Source organism: Kitasatospora sp. NPDC023118, from assembly GCF_055560875.1.
In genome coordinates this window covers 14130-31246 of sequence record NZ_JBVHHW010000028.1, presented here as the reverse complement: position 1 = coordinate 31246, position 17117 = coordinate 14130, and the positions used below count along the sequence as shown (strand labels likewise).

The window sequence follows — 17117 nt, the reverse complement described above, 5'->3', positions numbered from 1 at the left end:
GCAGCCGTTGTTGGGTGACTCCTGCTGCCCTGACCCGAGGCGACGAAGGATTGTGACACGGTGGACGAGAAATCTTCCCGGACCGCGCCGTTCGAGGAGCACCGGCCGCATCTGCGCGCGGTCGCGTACCGGATGCTCGGCTCGATCAGCGAGGCCGAGGACGCGCTCCAGGAGGCCTGGCTGCGGTACGACCGCACCGACACCGCCGGGGTGGAGAACCTCGGCGGCTGGCTGACCACGGTGGTCTCCCGGGTCTGCCTGAACCTGCTGCGCGACCGCGCCCAGCGCCGCGAGGAGCCGCTGGTGCCGACCGGGCCGGACGGGGGCACCGGCCCGGAGCGCATCCCCGACCCTCTGCTGCGGCGCGAGGGCGTGGTCGACCCGGAGCAGGAGGTGATGCTCGCGGACTCGGTCGGCCTGGCGCTGATGGTGGTGATGGAGTCGCTGTCGCCCGCCGAGCGGGTCGCCTTCGTGCTGCACGACATGTTCGCGGTGCCGTTCGAGGAGATCGCCCCGCTGATCGAGAAGACGGCGGCCGCGACCCGACAGCTCGCCAGCCGGGCCCGCCGCAAGGTACAGGGGCAGGCGCCCGCGCCCGACCCGGACCTGGGCCGCCAGCGCCTCGCCGTGGACGCCTTCTTCGCCGCCGCCCGCAACGGCGACCTGGGCGCCCTGGTCGCGGTGCTCGACCCGGACGTGGTGCTGCGCTCGGACGGCGGGGCCGGGCTGGCCCGGCACACCGTGGTGCTCAGCGGCGCCGCGACGGTCGCCGGCCAGGCCGTCCTGTGGGGCAAGCTGTCGCCGTTCGCCCGCCCGGCGCTGGTCAACGGCACCGCGGGCGCGGTGGTCATCGGCGACAACGGCCGGGCGCTGTCGATCATGGCGTTCACCGTCGTGGACGGCGCGATCGCCGCGATCGACGTGATCCTCGACCCGGAGCGGCTGGCCTCCTTCGACCTCTCGGCCTTCCGCGACTGAGACACGACAGGGGTGGGAGGACGGAAAGCCCTCCCACCCCGTGGCTCACCGCCCGATGGCGCCGTCCAGTTGCTCGCGGATGACGTCCGCGTGCCCGGCGTGCCGCCCGGTCTCCTCGATCACGTGCACCAGCACCCGGCGCAGCGACGGCCCCTCGACGTCATCGGGCCGCAGCGAGCGCGGAGCCTGCTCGGCTCGACGCGCTCGGGCGCGGTGTTCTCGGTCACCGCGCCACCATGGCCACCGGCAGGGCCCGACGGACCGTCACCAGCCCTGGGTGTGCGCCCAGTCCGCGAGGTGCCGGGCGCAGTCGTCCACCGACTCCCGCCAGGTGTGCGCCGCGCCGTCCCCGGCCTCGTCGCTGACGTACTTCACCAGCCGCACCGGCACCCCGGCCCGGTGGGCGACGGTGGCGACGGCGTAGCCCTCCATGTCGACCAGGTCGGCGCGCTCGGCCAGCCGCTCGCGGGCGGCCGGGGAGTCGACGAACAGGTCGCCGGTGGCCAGCACCGGGCCGTCGCCCTTGCCGACCACCAGCGGGGCGCCGTAGCTGCGGCCGGTCAGGGTCTGCAGGACCTCGGTGTTCAGGTCGTGCTGGATCACCTGGACCACGTGGTGGACGCCCTCCCAGCCGGGGCGCAGCGCGCCGGCCGTCCCGAGGTTGATCACCTCGGTGGGCTTCTCACCCTGGGCGAGCACGGTGGCCAGGGCCACGGCGGCGTTGACCTTCCCCATCCCGGTGAGCAGCACGGGCAGTCGCTCGTCCAGGTGCGCGGCCTCCTCCCGGACGGCGACGACGAACAGCGGGCGGTCGGGTGAGATCGTTCCAAGCAGTCGCATGGGGCCCATGGTACGGAGCGGGTCGGCGCCTCACCTCGGGAGCCGCTTGGTGACTCCTCCCCCGGCTGAAGCCGGGGGTTTCTCGTTAAGCCGGTTGGGCTTCGCGACGGACCAGCCCGGCCCGTAGAACGTTGGTGGCTCCCACGGTATCGGCGTGGGCCTGGTGGCCGCAGGCGACGCAGTGGAAAGTCTCCTGGTTGGGCCGGTTCTCCGCCGAGACGTGCCCGCATTCGGGGCAGGTCCGGGAAGTGTTGCGGGGGTCCACGGCGATCACTTCCCGTCCGGCGCTCTCAGCCTTGGCGTACAGGATCGTCAGGAACACCCCCCAACCGGCATCAGCGATCGAGCGGTTCAGACCGGCCTTGGCCGCCGCCCCGTTGGGCAGGAACGCCCCCGGATTGTCAGGGTCGGCCTTGGGCACGGGGGCCTTGCTCATATTGCGGATCTTGAGGTCTTCGTGCGCGATGAAGTCGTGCCCACGGACCAGGGCGAGCGCGCTCTTGTGGGCGTGGTCCAGCCGCTGGCGTCGGACCTTCCCGTGCAGCTTCGCGACCTTCTCCACGGCCCGCTGGTGATTCCTGGTGCGCTTGTCCCGGCGGACACGCGGGAACCGGGAGAGGGCCTGCTGCGCGGCTTCGAGCTTTGCGGCAGCGCGGCGGCCGTGACGCGGGTTGGGGACGAACCCGCCGTTCGAGTCGGCGAGGAAGTTCGCTATGCCCATGTCGATGCCGACCACGGACCCGGTCGCGGGCAGCGGCTCCGGCTGCTCCTGTTCGGCGGTCAGCACAACAAACCACTTACGGCCCTCGCGCTTGACACTGACCGTCTTGACCTTCCCGACCACGACCCGGTGCTGATGCACCTTGACATGCCCGACACCCTGAAATCGGACGCGGGTCACCGGATCGTGCGGGGTCGAGTCCCACCGGCAGCCGTCCCCGTCCTTCGGGAACTCCACCGTGTCAAACCAGTTCACCCCGCGAAAGCGCGGATAGCCAGGGGTCACCCGACTTGACCCGGCGGAAGAACGCCTGGAACGCCTTGTCCAGGCGGCGCAGCGTCGCCTGCTGCGAGGAGAACGACCAGCGTCCCTGACCCTCCGGGTCGAACGCCCGGATCTCCTTGAGCTGCGCCGACTGCATCCCGTACTTGATCGACGTCTTGGAGACGTGCCGGTAGGCGTCACGCCGCTCCTGCAACGCGCCGTTGTAGAGCGAGCAGTGATCCCGAAGCATCTCGGTCAACGCCTGCTGCTGGCCCACGGTGGGCCGCATGAGGAACTTGTACGCACGGATCATCCGGCCCACCCCCCTTTCCGTTCAGCTTTCGACCTCATACTAAACGTGGGGTATGTCACCGCGTTGGGAACCAAACGCCGATATCCGCACCGGTCGACACGTTGCCTACAACCTCCACGCTCACTTGGTGTTCGTCACCAGGTACCGGCGCGGCATCTTCGATGACGCCATGCTCAAGCGCTGCGAGGAGATCATGCGGGAGGTGTGCGACAAGTTCGAGGTGGAGCTGAGAGAGTTCAACGGCGAGGCCGATCACGTCCACCTACTGGTGCACTACCCGGCGAAGGTCGCCCTGTCGAAGCTGGTCAACAGCCTCAAGGGTGTCAGCTCCCGCTACCTGCGGGCCGAGTACACGGGCCGAATCAACCGGATCGGCATGGGGTCGGTCTTCTGGTCCCGCTCCTACTTCGCCGGGTCCTGCGGCGGCGCACCGCTCACCGTGATCCGCCAGTACATCGAAGACCAGCAGCGGCCTGTCTGACCGTCACCCCAGAGCCGCAGCGAACTCCGCCGCTTCGCGGCTCCGGGCCAAGGATGCATTCCCTCCCCGGCTGAAGCCCCGGATACCCTGCAAGATCACGGATGGAACCGCGCGGGGCACCGCCCGCGTCGCACGGGTCGCCACCTCTCTGCGCGAGCCGTACGAGCCGTGCGCCGCCGTACACCGTCGTACCGGACGTACGCCGCCGTACAGGACGTACCGAGCCGTAGGAGAGCGTGCGGAAACCGTGCACGACATGCTCAAGATCGGCGCAAGTCGGGTGTGGCCGGGAGGAGTCGCGGCCATACTGCTGCCATCGGTCGGGCCCCGGGTGTCGGGTCCGCACCCAGGGGAGGATGAGACGGGTGGCAACACCAGTAGGCAACGGCGCACCGGGCGCCGCGTTCCCGGCGCGGCCGAGCGGTCCACCGGCCGTGCCGGGAACGGCGGCAGCGGTGCGAGGCGCGGCGCCGCCCGGCCTCCCCGCGCCCAGGCCCGGCGCCGCGCCGCCCGCGCGGCGCCCCCGGGCGGGTGCCGGGGAGCGCGGCGTGCGCGCCCGGCTGGCCCAGGCCACCCGGACGCCCCCGGGGCGGCTGCGGCTGGCCGGGGTGGTGCTCGCGGTGCTCACGGTGGCCTTCGGCGGGCTCACCGCCTGGCAGTTGGAGACCAGGGCCTCGGCCGCCGACCGGGTGGTCTCGTACAGCCAGCCGCTCAGCCGGGACGCGGCCGAGATCCACCGCTCGCTGGCGGACGCCGCCACCACCGCGGCCACCGGCTTCCTGCTGGCCGGCACCGAGCCCAAGGACGTCCGGGACCGCTACGAGCAGGATCTCGCCCAGGCCGCCAAGTTGATCGCCCAGGCCGCCGCCCGCACCACGTCCACCTCCCCGGCGCAGGACTCACTCGCCCGGCTGAACCAGCAACTCCCGGTGTACGCCGGTCTGGTGGAAACCGCGCGGGCCGACAACCGGCAGGGCATCCCGCTCGGCGGCGCCTACCTGCGGTACGCCTCCGAACAGATGCAGAACGTCCTGCTGCCGGCCGCCGCCGAGCTGAAGGGCTTCGAGGACAAGGAGCTGGCGGACGACTACGCCGGGGCCAAGTCCGTGCCGTGGGGTGCGTACGGCCTGGCGGTGCTCACCCTGGCCGCGCTCGGCTGGGTGCAGCTGACGCTGTTCCACCGCACCAACCGGGTGTTCAACATCGGCCTGCTGGGCGCCACCGCCGCCGTCCTCGCGGGCGCGCTCTGGCTCACCGTGGCCGGGCTGACCACCAGTTCGGCGCTGGAGCGGAGCGACCACGACGGCGCGACCCCGCTGCGGGCGCTCAACAACGCCCGGGTGGACGTGCTGACCGCCCGGCTGGCGGAGAACCTGCACCTGGTCGCGCGCGGCTCCACCACCAAGTACGCCGACCAGTGGGCGAGCGCCACCAAGCACCTGTCTGGCGACAACGCCAAGGACGTCCCGCTGGAGCGACGCGGCGGCTCGCTCCCGGAGGCCGTCCGGCTCGCCCCGCCGGCCGCCGCCCAGCCCGTCCGCGAGGCCGCCGAGCAGTACGACGAGTGGCGCCAACGGCACGACAAGGCAAGGTCCTTGGAGGTCGACAACGCCGACTACCAGGCCGCGTTGAACGCCACCGTGTCAGTCACCGACGCCACCAGCACGGCCGACGCCGCCTTCAACGCCACCGACAAGGCCCTCGGTCAGGCCGCCGACGCCGAGCAGGCGCAGTTCGCCGACGCCGCCAAGGGCACCGCCGCGGACCTGCGGCTGGCGGCCGGCGCGGCCGCCGTGCTCGCCCTGGTGGCCGCGGCCGCCGCGCTGCGGGGCCTCGGCCGGCGACTGGCCGAGTACCGGTAAGGGGAACGGACAGATGCGCACCAGAACCGTACGGACCAGGAGCGCCACGGCGCTGGCAGTGCTCGCGGCCTGCGCGACCGTGCTCGGCGGGTGCGGCCCCTCCGGCGCCGCACCGGCCGGGCGGAGCGCGCCGCAGGCCGTCCAGGGACAGCAGGGACAGCAGGAGCAGTCCGACACCTGCGACATCTACGGCAGCGTGCCGCCGAGCACGGTGGACGGCCCGGCCGTGAAGGCCATCAAGGCCAAGCGCAGCCTGGTGATCGGCGTGGACCAGAACAGCTACCGCTGGGGCTCCCGCAATCCGAACACCGGCCAGATCGAGGGCTTCGACATCGACCTGGCCCGGGCCATCGGCACCGCCATCATGGGCAACCAGGGCCAGGTGGTGCTCAAGCCGGTCGCCACCGCCGACCGCGTCGACGCGGTGAAGAACGGCCGGGTCGACCTGATCGTCCGCACCATGACCGTCAACTGCGAGCGGATGAAGGACGTGGCCTTCTCCAAGCCGTACTTCAGCATCTCCCAGCGCGTGCTGGTCCCGAAGGCGAGCCCGGCGACCAGCCTCGACGAGGCGATCAACGGCAGGACCGTCTGCGCCGCCAAGGGCTCCACCGCCGCGACCGTGCTGGACGCCAAGAAGACCGCCAAGCAGGTCGTCCCGGTGGAGAACCAGCTGGACTGCCTGGTCCTGATGCAGCTCGGCAAGGTCGACGCCACCATGACCGACGACGGCCTGGCGGCCGGTCAGGCGGCGCAGGACCAGACCGTGCGGATCGTCGACGGCGACACCCAGCCCGAGGTGATCGGCGTCGCCATGCTCAAGACCAGCCCCGACCTGACCGCCCGGGTCAACCAGGTGCTGGCCGACTACCACGCCGGCGGCGACTGGGGGCGCTCGTACGACCGCTGGCTCAAGCCGTACATGCTCAACGACGCCGAGCACTACTGGCCGGTGCCGCACTGAGGCCCGCGCCGGGGCCGCATCGAGCCGGGTACGGGCCACTGCGGACGCGGGGTGTTGACGCGGTCTTGACGCCCCGCGCCCGCGCCGCCCGAACGGCCACCGGCTAGGGTTCGGGACGATCACCACGGGGAGACCGGTGGTGAACACGGGGGTTGTCGTGGGATCACGCGTCACAAACGTCGGGATCGCACGCGAGGGAGGAAGGACACCGCGGTGGCGGCATCGGCTGGCCCGGTACTGAGCCGGGAGGAGGTGGACCGCGCGCTCGCGCGCCTCGGCGCGGAGCGGGACGCGGTCGAGTCGGCGCTGCTCGCCCTGCAGGACCACCCGGGCCTGCGGCTGCTGGACGGCGCCGAGCTGTCCGGCCGCACCCTGGAGCGCTGGGCCGTCGCCGGCAAGGGCCTGCCCCTGCTCTGGGCGCTGTTCGACCGCTACTCCGAGGCACTGGCCTCGGCCCGCGCCGTACGGGTCCGCAAGGCCAAGCCCGGCGCACCCGAACTCGCCGAGCTCAGCGAGCTGTTGACCGGCGACGCGGTGACCGTTCCGGGCGGCGCGCTGCCGGACGGCCCGCAACTGCTCGGCGCGCCCGCCAAGCTGGTCGAGCGGATCAGCCTGGACGCGCTGATGGCCCGGATGAACTCGTGGTACGCCACCGTGCTGGAGGTGGTCAGCGCCGCCGACGCGGTCTGGTCGGCGCTGCCGGCCCGGATCGACCTGCTGCTGGCCGAACTCCACCGGGTGCGGACCCTGGCCGCCTCGCTCGGCGTCCGGGCCGGCAGCCACCCGCTCGGCGACGACCTCACCGGGCTGGAGCGCGACCTCACCGAACTGCGCACCGAGGTCCGCGAGGACCCGCTCGCGCTGTGGCGCCCGGCCCGGGTGCCCGCCCAGCGCGGCACGGTGCCCGAGGGCTCGGCCTTCGCCACCCCCGCCGGGGTGGTCGACACCGAGCGCTTCGACCGGGCCGGGCGGGCGCTGGACGGCGTCCGGCTGGAGCTGGAGAACCTGCTGCGGCTGCGCGACGACGCCGAGGAGCGCCTCCAGGGCGTCGGCGACCTGCTCCAGCGGGCCGACGCCACCCTGGCCGAGGCCCGCCGGGCCCGCGGCGAGGTGCTGGCGAAGATAGCGTCCAGCGACGTCCCGGCGGTGCCCGGCCCGGCCTCGGCGCTGCGCGAACGGATCGTCACCGCGCTGGAGCTGCGCCAGGGCGGGCAGTGGGGCCGGCTGGCGCCGCTGCTGGACGCGCTGGAGGACGCCGCCGCCAAGGAGCTGGCCCGGGCCCGGCACTCGCTCACCGAGGTGACCCAGCCGCTGGCCGTCCGGGCCGAGCTGCGCGGCCGGCTGGACGCCTACAAGGCGATGGCGGCCCGGATGCGGGTCTCCGAGGACCCGGAAGTGATCGAGCGGTACGAGAAGGCGCGCTGGCTGCTGTGGAGCGCACCCTGCGACCTGCGGGCGGCGGCCGCCGCGGTGGCCCGCTTCCAGCAGTCGCTGCGCCCGGCCCAGGCCGAGCAGGAGACACCGCACAACGCGGCCGGCCAGACGCCGGTCGACGGACAGGTACAGGGGGGCTGAGGTTGATGGGCGAGACGTGCGTACGGCCGGAGTGCTCCGGCAACGGCAGGATCGACGCGGACGGCTACTGCGACGAGTGCGGGCTGGCGCCGGCGGGCGGAGGCGGCACCGGCACCACCGCGGCGCCGCCGAAGGCAGCGGCGGCCGCCGGCCCCGGCTCCCCCTGCCCGCGCGACTGCTCCGGCACCATCGACGCGGACGGCTACTGCGACGAGTGCGGCCTGACCGCGCCCGGCGCCGACACCGGCATCACCCAGCCCTACGTCCCGTCCGCGCGGGTCAACCCGGACTCCGCCCGCAGCGGCTCGATCCGCTCGATGTCGGCCCGCACCGGCTCCTCCCGCTCGATGTCCGGCCGCTCCCGCTCGCACCGCTCGACCCGCACCGGCTCCAGCCGCTCGGTCTCGGTGCGCTCCACCCGCGGCAGCGTCAGCGCGGGCACCCGCAACCGGCTGGGCGCCGGCCTGGTCACGGTGCCGACCGTGGAGACGGCCGACCCGTCGCTGGCGGTGCTGGCCAACCCCGAGGTGCCCGAGCGCAAGCGCTTCTGCGCCAAGTGCGAGACGCCGGTGGGCCGGGAGAAGAACGGCCGGCCGGGCCGACCGGACGGCTTCTGCACCAAGTGCGGCACGCCGTACTCCTTCACCCCCAAGCTGCGCCGCGGCGACCTGGTCGGCGGGCAGTACGAGGTGGTCGGCTGCCTGGCGCACGGCGGGCTCGGCTGGATATACCTGGCGGTGGACCGCCGGGTCAACGACAAGTGGGTCGTCCTCAAGGGCCTGCTGAACACCGGGGACGAGGACGCGCTCGCCGCGGCCGTCGCCGAGCGGCGCTTCCTGGCCGAGGTGGACCACCCGAACATCGTCCGGATCATCAACTTCGCCGAGCACCTGGACATCGGCTCCGGCTCCACCGACGGCTACATCGTCATGGAGTACGTCGGCGGCAAGTCGCTCAAGGACATCGCCAACGACCGCCGCACCCCGGACGGCCGGCGCGAGCCGCTGCCGGTGGAGGTGGCGATCGCGTACGCGCTGGAGGCGCTGCCCGCGCTCGGGTACCTGCACGGCCGGGGCCTGGTCTACTGCGACTTCAAGATCGACAACGTGATCCAGAGCGGCGACGCGCTCAAGATCATCGACCTGGGCGCGGTCTGCCGGCTCGACCACGACGGCCCGATCTACGGCACCGTCGGCTACCAGGCCCCCGAGATCGCCACCCACGGCCCCTCCCCCGCCTCCGACCTGTACACCGTGGCCCGCACGCTCGCGGTGCTCACCTTCGACTTCCAGGGCTACAGCACCACCTACCGCGACTCGCTGCCCGGCCCCGAGGACGTCGAGGTCTTCGCCACGTACGAGTCGTACTACCGCTTCCTGGTCCGCGCCACCGACCCCGACCCGGCCCGCCGCTTCTCCTCCGCCGAGGAGATGGCCGACCAGCTCACCGGCGTGCTGCGGGAGGTCCTGGCCCTCCAGGACGACCGGCCCCGGCCCGCGCTCTCCACCCTGTTCGGCCCCGAACTGCGCGTCGTCGACACCGAGTTGGTGCTGCCCACCGACCAGCTGGGCCAGCTGCGGGTGACCGCGCTGGACCCGTCCGCCGCCGCCCTCGCCCTGCCCGTCCCCCGGGTCGACCCGGGCGACCCCAACGCCGGCTTCCTCGCCACCCTGCTCGCCACCGACCCCGAGGAGGCGCTCGCCGCACTGGGCGGCGCCCCCGCCGTCTCGGTCGAGAGCCGGCTGCGCGAGCTGCGCGCCCTGCTCGAACTCGGCCGCCACGGCATGGCCGTGAACGAGCTGGCCGAGCTGGAGAACGACCACCCCGACGACTGGCGGGTGGTCTGGTACCGCGGCCTGGTCGCCCTGGTGGGAGCTGCCCAGAACCCGCCCCGAGCCGAAGGAGCAACCGAGGCCCGACCGTCGGCGTCGGGTCAGGAGCGCCCGGAGGAGAGCGAGCGGGTAACAGCCGAGCTGCGCGCGGCCGCCGAGGCGTTCGACGCCGTCTACGACGCCTTCCCCGGCGAGGCCGCACCCAAGCTGGCCCTGGCCATCTGCGCCGAGCTCCTCGGCGACGGCGGCGACGCGGCCGAGTTCTACCGCCTGGTGTGGGCCACCGACCACTCGTACCTGAGCGCCGCCTTCGGCCTCGCCCGGGTCCGCCTCGCCGAGGACGACCGGCCCGGCGCCGTCCGCGTGCTGGAGTCCGTCCCGGCCACCTCCAGCCAGTACACCGCCGCCCGGATCGCCGCCGTCCGCGCCCGGCTGCGCGAACGCCCCACCACCGACCCGCTCGCCGCCGACCTCGCCGCCGGCTCCGACCAGCTCACCGCGCTGCGCCTCGACGACCGCCGCCGCGAGGAGCTCTCCGTCGAGGTGCTCGGCGCCGCCCTCGGCTGGGTCATGGCCGGCTCCACGGGCGCCCAGCAGGCCGGCGCCACCGTGGTGCTGGGACGACCCGCCGTGGAGCGGGAACTGCGCTTCGCCCTGGAACAGTCCTACCGGGTACTCGCCCGGTTGGCCGACCGGGCCGAGACCAGGATCGAGATGGTGGAACGGGCCAACCGGGCCCGCCCCAGGACGTGGGTGTAGCCGATGCCGCAGCAGACCGAGTGCCCGAGCTGTTCCGAGCCGATGGACCCGGAGGACGCCTTCTGCGGGCGCTGCGGAACCGGCCGGGACGGTCGGGCGGCCCCGGGCTCGATGCCCGTCAGCTGGGCCGCCGCCCGCGGTGGGGCCGTCCCGCCGCAGCGCGGGCCGGTCTGCGTGAGCTGCGGGCAGGCGCAGGTCACCGAGGACGGCTACTGCGAGGGCTGCGGCAGCGCCCAGCCGCGCCCCCGCGACCACATGGAGAAGGCCCTCGCGGGCGTCGCCGGGGTCAGCGACCGTGGCGTGCGCCACCACCGCAACGAGGACTCCTTCACCGTCGCCGCCACCTCGCTGCCCGGCGGCGAGCCGGTCGTGGTCGCCGTGGTGTGCGACGGCGTCTCCTCCTCCGACCGCCCGGACGAGGCCTCGGAGACCGCCGTCGACGCCGCCTCGGAGTCCCTGCTGACCTCCCTGGAGGCCGGCCGGAACCCGAACGAGGCGATGCGTGCCGCCATCGCCGACGCCGCCAAGGCCGTCGCCGACCTCGCCACCGACGGCGCCGGCCCGGCCCGCCCCGACCTCAACGCCCCCGCCTGCACCTACGTCAGCGCCATAGCGGCCGGTGGCCGGGTCACCATCGGCTGGGTCGGCGACACCCGGGCCTACTGGATCCCGGACGACCGAGCCGCCGCCGAACCCTTCCGGCTCACCCAGGACGACTCCTGGGCGGCCCGGATGGTCGAGGCCGGGCTGATGAGCGAGGCCGAGGCCTACTCCGACCCGCGCGCCCACGCGATCACCGGCTGGCTCGGCGCCGACGCCGAGGAGGTCGTGCCGCACACCCTCGACTTCACCCCGCACGTCCCCGGCGTGCTGCTGATCTGCACCGACGGCCTGTGGAACTACGCCGAGGCGGCCACCGACCTGGCGTACTACGTCCGCCCGGACGCCCGGACCGAACCGCTCGCGGCGGCCCAGACCCTGGTGAAGTTCGCGGTCGCGGCCGGCGGCCACGACAACATCACCGTCGCGGTGCTCCCGATCGACCCGCCCGCCGCAGCTGTCAATGAGGTCAGGGGCACGGAGGAGGCCGAGGAGACGCCCACCGCGCTGGACCTGCCGATCATCGTTCCGGCCGCCGCCCGGGCGCCCGAGGACGACGAGGGCTACGAGGACTACGAGCCCACCCTGCCGGACCTGCCGGTGATCGGCTCCCCCGCCGCCCCGCTGCCCCCGCCCCCGCCCGCGCCGCCGGTTCCGCCCGCGCCCCCGACGGCGCCCCCGGCGGTCCCGCCCGCACCGCCGGCGCCGCCCGCCGCCCCGCCCCTGCCGCCCGTCCCGCCGCAGCCGCCGACGGCCTGACCGGCCCGTCCGCGCCCGGCCACGCCCGGCCCGACGGCCCCCGGTCCGCCGGACCGCCGGACCGCCCACCGACCTGATCGCATCCACCCCTCACCCGACGGGAGCCGACCGCCCCATGGCAACACTGGCGAAGCCGAACCTGCCCAGGTTCGACGTGGAGATCTTCCAGAACGAGTACCTGGCCGACGGCGCCCGCGAGGTCAACGCCATCGTCACCGTCACCGCCACCGGCGGCGGCACCTCCGGCGGCCGCCCGCTCGGCCTCACCGACGCCGCCGCCCAGGGCACCGACGCCAACGCGGCCGTGGTGATCCTGGTCGACTGCTCGGGCTCGATGGACTACCCCAAGACCAAGATCAACGGCGCCCGCGAGGCCACCGCCGCCGCCATCGACGCCCTGCGCGACGGCACCGCCTTCGCCGTGGTGGCCGGCACCCACGAGGCCCGCGACATCTACCCCGGCGACGGCACCCTGGCCACCGCCTCGCCCGGCACCCGCGACCAGGCCAAGGAGGCGCTGCGCCGCCTCACCGCGGCCGGCGGCACCGCGATGGGCACCTGGCTGGCCAAGGCCGACAAGCTCTTCCTCACCCGCCGCGACATCGCCATCCGGCACGCCATCCTGCTCACCGACGGCAACAACGAGCACGAGTCGGCCGCGGACCTCGCCCGCAACATCGAGCGGGTCACCGGCCACTTCACCGCCGACTGCCGCGGTGTCGGCACCGACTGGCGGATCGACGAGCTGCGCACCATCTCCTCGGCGCTGCTCGGCACCGTCGACATCGTCGCCGAGCCCTCCGGCCTGGCCGAGGACTTCCGCTCGATGATGGCCGGCGCGATGGGCAAGCAGGTCGCCGACGTCGCGCTGCGGATCTGGACCCCGGCCAACGCCACCGTGAAGTTCGTCAAGCAGGTCGCCCCCGCGGTCGAGGACCTGACCGCTCGCCGCGCCGAGGCCGGCCCCCGGGCCGGCGACTACCCGACCGGCTCCTGGGGCGACGAGAGCCGCGACTACCACGTCTGCGTCGAGGTCCCGGCCGCCGCGGTCGGCAACGAGATGCTCGCCGCCCGGGTCAGCCTGGTGCTGCCCCCGCAGGTCGGCGGCGGCACCCCCGAGGTGCTCTCCCAGGGCCTGGTCAAGGCGGTCTGGACCGACGACCTGGCCTCCTCCACCCGGATCAGCCCGCAGGTCGCCCACTACACCGGGCAGGCCGAGCTCGCCTCCTCGATCCAGGAGGGCCTGGAGGCCCACCGCGCCGGGGACGTCGACACCGCCACCGCCAAGCTGGGCGCCGCCGTCCGGATCGCGCACGCGACCGGGAACGAGGGCACGTACAAGCTGCTGCAGAAGGTGGTGGACGTGGTGGACCCGAAGGAGGGTACGGTTCGATTCCGTAAGAACGTGAGCGAGGCCGACTCGATGACCCTTGAGACCCGGTCGACCAAGACGGTACGTGTGAAGAAGTGACCGCTGAAGACGTGATCGGGCCGGCCGCCCGGCGCGACGCCGCACCGTGCCGGCCCGAAACGAGGGGGACCTGATGCCGATCTGCCCGAGGGGCCACGAGTCGCAGGCCGAGGACTGGTGCGACTTCTGCGGCTTCCCGATGACTCCGCCGGTCCCGCCGCCCGGCGCCCACGGGGGCTACCCGGGGGCGCCCGGGGGCGACCCCGCGCCCGGCTCACCCGCCGGGCACCCGCAGCACGGCGGTGCGTCCTTCGGCGCGCCGCCGCCCCCGCCGATGCCTCCGGGAGCGGTCCCGCCGCCCCCGCCCGGCGCCTTCCCGCCCCCCGGCGGCTACCCGCCCCCCGGGGCCGTGCCGCCGGGCGCGCCGCAGGGCCTCACCGAGGGCCTGACCGTCTGCCCGATCTGCCGCAGCCCGCAGACCGGCCGGTTCTGCGAGGAGTGCGGCTACGACTACGAGCTGTCCACGCCCTCACGCCGCCAGCCCCCGGCCGCCGGCGCACCCGCGCCCGCACCCACGCCGGGCCCCGCCCAGCCCCCGCCGCTGAACATCCCGGCGGCCTACGGCGGCACCGCCCAGCCTCCCCAGGCCCCGGTCGCACCCCGGCAGCCGCAGCCTCCGCTGCCGGAGTACCCGCAGCCGGAGTACCCGCACACCTACGGCTACCCGCCGCCGGAGGGTGCCTTCCCCGAGGCCCCGGTGCGCGAGGACTCCGGCCCGGTGTACGCCCAGCCGGCCGGCCCCGGCCCGAACAACCGCGGCGGCGACTTCGGCACGTCCTTCCACCTCGCCCCGCCGGTGCAGCAGCCCCAGCCGGAGGCCGCCCCGGCGGAGCCGGTCCGGTCCAACTGGATCGCGGTGGTCTCGGCCGACCGCGACTACTTCACCGAGATGATGGCCCGCAGCGGCCCCGAGGCGGCCGGTCTGTTCTTCCCGCCGTACTGCCCCGAGCGCCGCATCCCGCTGACCGGCCGCGGCCAGCTGCGGATCGGCCGGCGCAGCCAGCACCGGGGCACCGTCCCGGAGATCGACCTGTCGGTGCCGCCGGAGGACCCGGGCGCCTCGCACCAGCACGCGCTGCTCGCCGAGCAGGCGGACGGCACCTGGGTACTGGTCGACCAGGACTCCACCAACGGCACCACCGTGAACGGCGGCGCGGAACCGATCACCCCGCACACCGCCGTACCGCTGAACGACGGCGACCGGATCCACATCGGCGCCTGGACGACGATCACGGTGCACCGCGCCTGAGCGCCCTGTTGAGGGTGGATCAGCCACAACTCCGGCCGGGCCGGGCGGAATTCAACATTTCGCCCGGCCCGGCTTTCTTCCGGCTTCCTCAGGAGATCCCCAAATTCACGTCCCGGGTGTGCACAGGACGCACCGAAAGCCCTATTCTCAGGGCACATGACTGCAGCTATATCCGCTGACGGCATCCGTCAGCGGTACGGGGATGTGCAGGCCGTCGACGGGGTGTCCTTCACCGTCGAGGCCGGCGAGTTCTACGGGATCCTGGGCCCCAACGGGGCCGGGAAGACCACCACCATGGAGATCCTGGAAGGGGTCCGCAAACCCGACGAGGGTCGGGTCGAGCTGCTGGGAATGGCTCCCTGGCCGCGCAATCCGAAACTGCTGCCGCGCATCGGCGTGCAGTTCCAGGCCTCGGCTTTCTTCCGGAAACTGACGGCCCGTGAGACCATCCGCACTTTCGCGTCGTTCTACGGGGTCGGTCCGAAGCGGGCCGATGCGATGCTGGAGCGGGTCGGCCTCGCCGACAAGACCGAGACACTGACCGACCAGATGTCCGGCGGCCAGGCGCAGCGCCTGTCGATCGCCTGCGCACTGGCGCACGACCCGGAGCTCGTCTTCCTGGACGAGCCCACCACCGGCCTCGACCCGCAGTCCCGGCGCAACCTCTGGGACCTCCTGCGGGACATCAACAACGAGGGCCGCACCGTCGTCCTGACCACCCACTACCTGGACGAGGCCGAGGTGCTCTGCGACCGGGTCTCGATCATGGACCACGGGAAGATCCTGCACACCGGCGCCCCGGCGGCGCTGATCCGCGAGATCGACGACACCGTCCGGATCAGCGTGGCCTCCGGCCAGCTGCCGGTCGAGCGGGCCCGCGAGCTGCTCGCCGCGGTCGGCGCCGACGTCGCCACCCTGGAGGACGACACCGTCTCGCTCTCCGTCTCGACCCGGCACCCGGCCCCGGTGCTCAGCGTGCTGGCCGAGCAGAACGCGCTGCGCGGCCTCGAGGTGCGCGGCGCCACCCTGGAGGACGTCTTCCTCCAGCTGACCGGACGGGAGTTCCGCGCATGACCGTCTCCACTTCCACCGAGCCGAAGGTGCCCGCCCCGCGCGGCGGTTCGGCCGGCGCCGCCGGCGGGCAGGAGCGGGTCAGCGCGTTCTGGAGCCTGTCCCGCGCGATGCTGCTCGGAATGAAGCGGGACCGCACCGCGACCTTCTTCATCCTGCTCTTCCCGCTGGTGTTCCTGGTCTTCTTCGGCAGCGTGACCAAGGGCAACAACAGCCCGCACGCCAAGGTCGCCCAGGTCGGCGCGGTGAAGCTGTTCGACTCGATGCAGGGCGAGGGCCGGACCGAGCTGGACAAGGTCCTCACCATCACCCGCACCGACGACGAGGCCGCCACCCTGCAGAAGGTCCGCAAGGGCGACTTCGACGCGATGATCACGCAGGGCCCGGACGGCAAGGTCGAGCTGCGCTTCAGCGCCGCCGACACGGTCCGCGCCGGCGCGCTCCAGGGCATCGTCAACTCGGTGGTCCAGAGCGCCAACCAGGCGGCCACCGGCCAGAAGCCGGCCTACGTGGTGGACGCCCAGCAGGTCGAGGACCAGTCGCTCAAGCCGATCCAGTTCCTCACCCCCGGCCTGCTCGGCTGGGCCGTCGCCACCGGCGCCGTGTTCGGCGCCGCGCTGACCCTGGTCGGCTGGCGCAAGTCCAAGGTGCTGCGGCGCCTGCGGCTGGCCCCGATCAGCGCGGGTACGGTCGTCAGCTCCCGGATCGTGGTCTCGCTGCTGACCGCCTTCCTCCAGACCACCGTCTTCCTGGTGGTCGCCACGAGCTTCTTCGGGCTCAAGCTCACCGGCAACTGGTGGCTGGTCATCCCGCTGGTGGCCTGCGCGACGCTCGCCTTCATGTCGATCGGCCTACTGGCCGGCTCGGTCGCCAAGACCGAGGAGGCGGCCAACGGCATCTCGCAGCTCATCGTGCTGCCGATGTCCTTCCTGTCCGGTTCGTTCTTCCCGCTGGACGGTGCCCCGGGCTGGCTGAAGACCGTCTCGGAGGTCATGCCGCTGAAGCACCTGGTGACGGCCGCCCAGTCGGTGCTGACCCGCGGCGGCGGCGTGATGGACGCCCTGCCGACGATGGGCGGGCTGCTGCTCTTCGCGGCCGTTCTCACCGGCATCGCCTGGAAGCTGTTCAAGTGGGAAGACGCCTGACCGAGGCTCTTCCCTGTCGAACCGGTACGGGGAAGCGGATCGGTGTTGCCCACCGATCCGCTTCCCCGTACGACCTGACGCCTGCGGCCCGGTCATGGACCGGCACGAGAACGCGGCCCGCAACCTCGCCGCCCTCGCGGCGACCCGCATCACTGGTACCGGAGCAGCCGGAGACCAGGGCGCGAAAGCGCCGAAACCCCGTGGAGCCGACCGCAGGACCCGCACCACCCGTC

12 protein-coding genes and 2 pseudogenes are annotated in these 17117 nt (G+C 73.4%); 11 read left to right on the top strand and 3 right to left on the bottom strand.

The window, feature by feature from the left end; translation table 11 throughout:
• Positions 1-60 precede the first annotated feature (60 nt).
• Positions 61-978: a sigma-70 family RNA polymerase sigma factor gene (locus ACZ3UD_RS29580; RefSeq protein ID WP_465594295.1), complete on the top strand. Its 918-nt coding sequence runs from the start codon at positions 61-63 to the stop codon at positions 976-978.
• A gap of 45 nt (positions 979-1023) precedes the next feature.
• On the opposite strand, the pseudogene ACZ3UD_RS29575 reads toward ACZ3UD_RS29580, so the two are convergent.
• The 3 genes and pseudogenes from ACZ3UD_RS29575 to ACZ3UD_RS29565 form a co-directional block, all read right to left on the bottom strand.
• Positions 1024-1209 (bottom strand): annotated as a pseudogene (locus ACZ3UD_RS29575) (mycothiol transferase); the annotation flags it as partial.
• 33 nt (positions 1210-1242) lie between these two features.
• Positions 1243-1818, bottom strand: coding sequence for a nucleosidase (locus ACZ3UD_RS29570; protein WP_465594292.1), 576 nt, complete (start codon positions 1816-1818; stop codon positions 1243-1245).
• A gap of 85 nt (positions 1819-1903) precedes the next feature.
• Positions 1904-3116, bottom strand: a pseudogene (locus tag ACZ3UD_RS29565) (RNA-guided endonuclease InsQ/TnpB family protein).
• 52 nt (positions 3117-3168) lie between these two features.
• On the opposite strand from ACZ3UD_RS29565, the gene tnpA reads away from it, so the two are divergent.
• The 10 genes from tnpA to ACZ3UD_RS29515 all read left to right on the top strand — a co-directional run bounded on the left by tnpA (position 3169) and on the right by ACZ3UD_RS29515 (position 16884).
• Positions 3169-3597, top strand: a complete 429-nt coding sequence (gene tnpA / locus ACZ3UD_RS29560) for an IS200/IS605 family transposase (RefSeq protein WP_465594289.1) — start codon at positions 3169-3171, stop codon at positions 3595-3597.
• A gap of 548 nt (positions 3598-4145) precedes the next feature.
• A complete protein-coding gene (locus ACZ3UD_RS29555; protein ID WP_465594286.1) occupies positions 4146-5459 on the top strand; it encodes a hypothetical protein in 1314 nt (437 codons plus the stop codon).
• Positions 5460-5472: 13 nt separating this feature from the next.
• Complete coding sequence (locus tag ACZ3UD_RS29550) at positions 5473-6423, top strand: glutamate ABC transporter substrate-binding protein (protein ID WP_465594283.1); 951 nt, start codon at positions 5473-5475, stop codon at positions 6421-6423.
• A 213-nt stretch (positions 6424-6636) separates the two neighbouring features.
• The gene (locus ACZ3UD_RS29545) at positions 6637-7998 is read left to right on the top strand and encodes a hypothetical protein (RefSeq protein ID WP_465594280.1); all 1362 of its coding nucleotides are present in this window, start codon (positions 6637-6639) and stop codon (positions 7996-7998) included.
• Positions 7999-8003: 5 nt separating this feature from the next.
• On the top strand, positions 8004-10589 hold the full coding sequence (locus ACZ3UD_RS29540) for a serine/threonine-protein kinase (protein WP_465594277.1): 2586 nt from the start codon (positions 8004-8006) through the stop codon (positions 10587-10589).
• A 3-nt stretch (positions 10590-10592) separates the two neighbouring features.
• On the top strand, positions 10593-11948 hold the full coding sequence (locus ACZ3UD_RS29535; RefSeq protein ID WP_465594274.1) for a protein phosphatase 2C domain-containing protein: 1356 nt from the start codon (positions 10593-10595) through the stop codon (positions 11946-11948).
• A gap of 115 nt (positions 11949-12063) precedes the next feature.
• Entirely contained in the window at positions 12064-13419 is a 1356-nt protein-coding gene (locus ACZ3UD_RS29530; RefSeq protein WP_465594271.1) for a vWA domain-containing protein, read from the top strand.
• A gap of 73 nt (positions 13420-13492) precedes the next feature.
• Positions 13493-14668, top strand: a complete 1176-nt coding sequence (locus ACZ3UD_RS29525) for an FHA domain-containing protein (RefSeq protein WP_465594268.1) — start codon at positions 13493-13495, stop codon at positions 14666-14668.
• Between the two features lie 156 nt (positions 14669-14824).
• Positions 14825-15742 (top strand): ABC transporter ATP-binding protein, encoded by a 918-nt coding sequence (locus ACZ3UD_RS29520; protein ID WP_393025854.1) that lies wholly within the window; start codon positions 14825-14827, stop codon positions 15740-15742.
• Positions 15739-16884 carry an ABC transporter permease gene (locus tag ACZ3UD_RS29515; protein WP_465594264.1) on the top strand — a complete coding sequence of 382 codons (1146 nt, stop codon included), beginning with the start codon at positions 15739-15741 and terminating at the stop codon, positions 16882-16884. Before ACZ3UD_RS29520 ends, ACZ3UD_RS29515 begins: the two co-directional genes overlap by 4 nt.
• Positions 16885-17117: the final 233 nt, after the last annotated feature.

Excerpts from the sequence above, each read along its gene's own strand:
- ACZ3UD_RS29535 (WP_465594274.1), top strand. The coding sequence starts at position 10,593 with ATGCCGCAGCAGACCGAGTGCCCGAGCTGTTCCGAGCCGATGGACCCG.
- ACZ3UD_RS29520 (WP_393025854.1), top strand. The coding sequence starts at position 14,825 with ATGACTGCAGCTATATCCGCTGACGGCATCCGTCAGCGGTACGGGGAT.
- ACZ3UD_RS29525 (WP_465594268.1), top strand. The coding sequence starts at position 13,493 with ATGCCGATCTGCCCGAGGGGCCACGAGTCGCAGGCCGAGGACTGGTGC.
- ACZ3UD_RS29530 (WP_465594271.1), top strand. The coding sequence starts at position 12,064 with ATGGCAACACTGGCGAAGCCGAACCTGCCCAGGTTCGACGTGGAGATC.
- tnpA (WP_465594289.1), top strand. The coding sequence starts at position 3,169 with ATGTCACCGCGTTGGGAACCAAACGCCGATATCCGCACCGGTCGACAC.
- ACZ3UD_RS29515 (WP_465594264.1), top strand. The coding sequence starts at position 15,739 with ATGACCGTCTCCACTTCCACCGAGCCGAAGGTGCCCGCCCCGCGCGGC.
- ACZ3UD_RS29550 (WP_465594283.1), top strand. The coding sequence starts at position 5,473 with ATGCGCACCAGAACCGTACGGACCAGGAGCGCCACGGCGCTGGCAGTG.
- ACZ3UD_RS29540 (WP_465594277.1), top strand. The coding sequence starts at position 8,004 with ATGGGCGAGACGTGCGTACGGCCGGAGTGCTCCGGCAACGGCAGGATC.
- ACZ3UD_RS29570 (WP_465594292.1), bottom strand. The coding sequence starts at position 1,818 with ATGCGACTGCTTGGAACGATCTCACCCGACCGCCCGCTGTTCGTCGTC.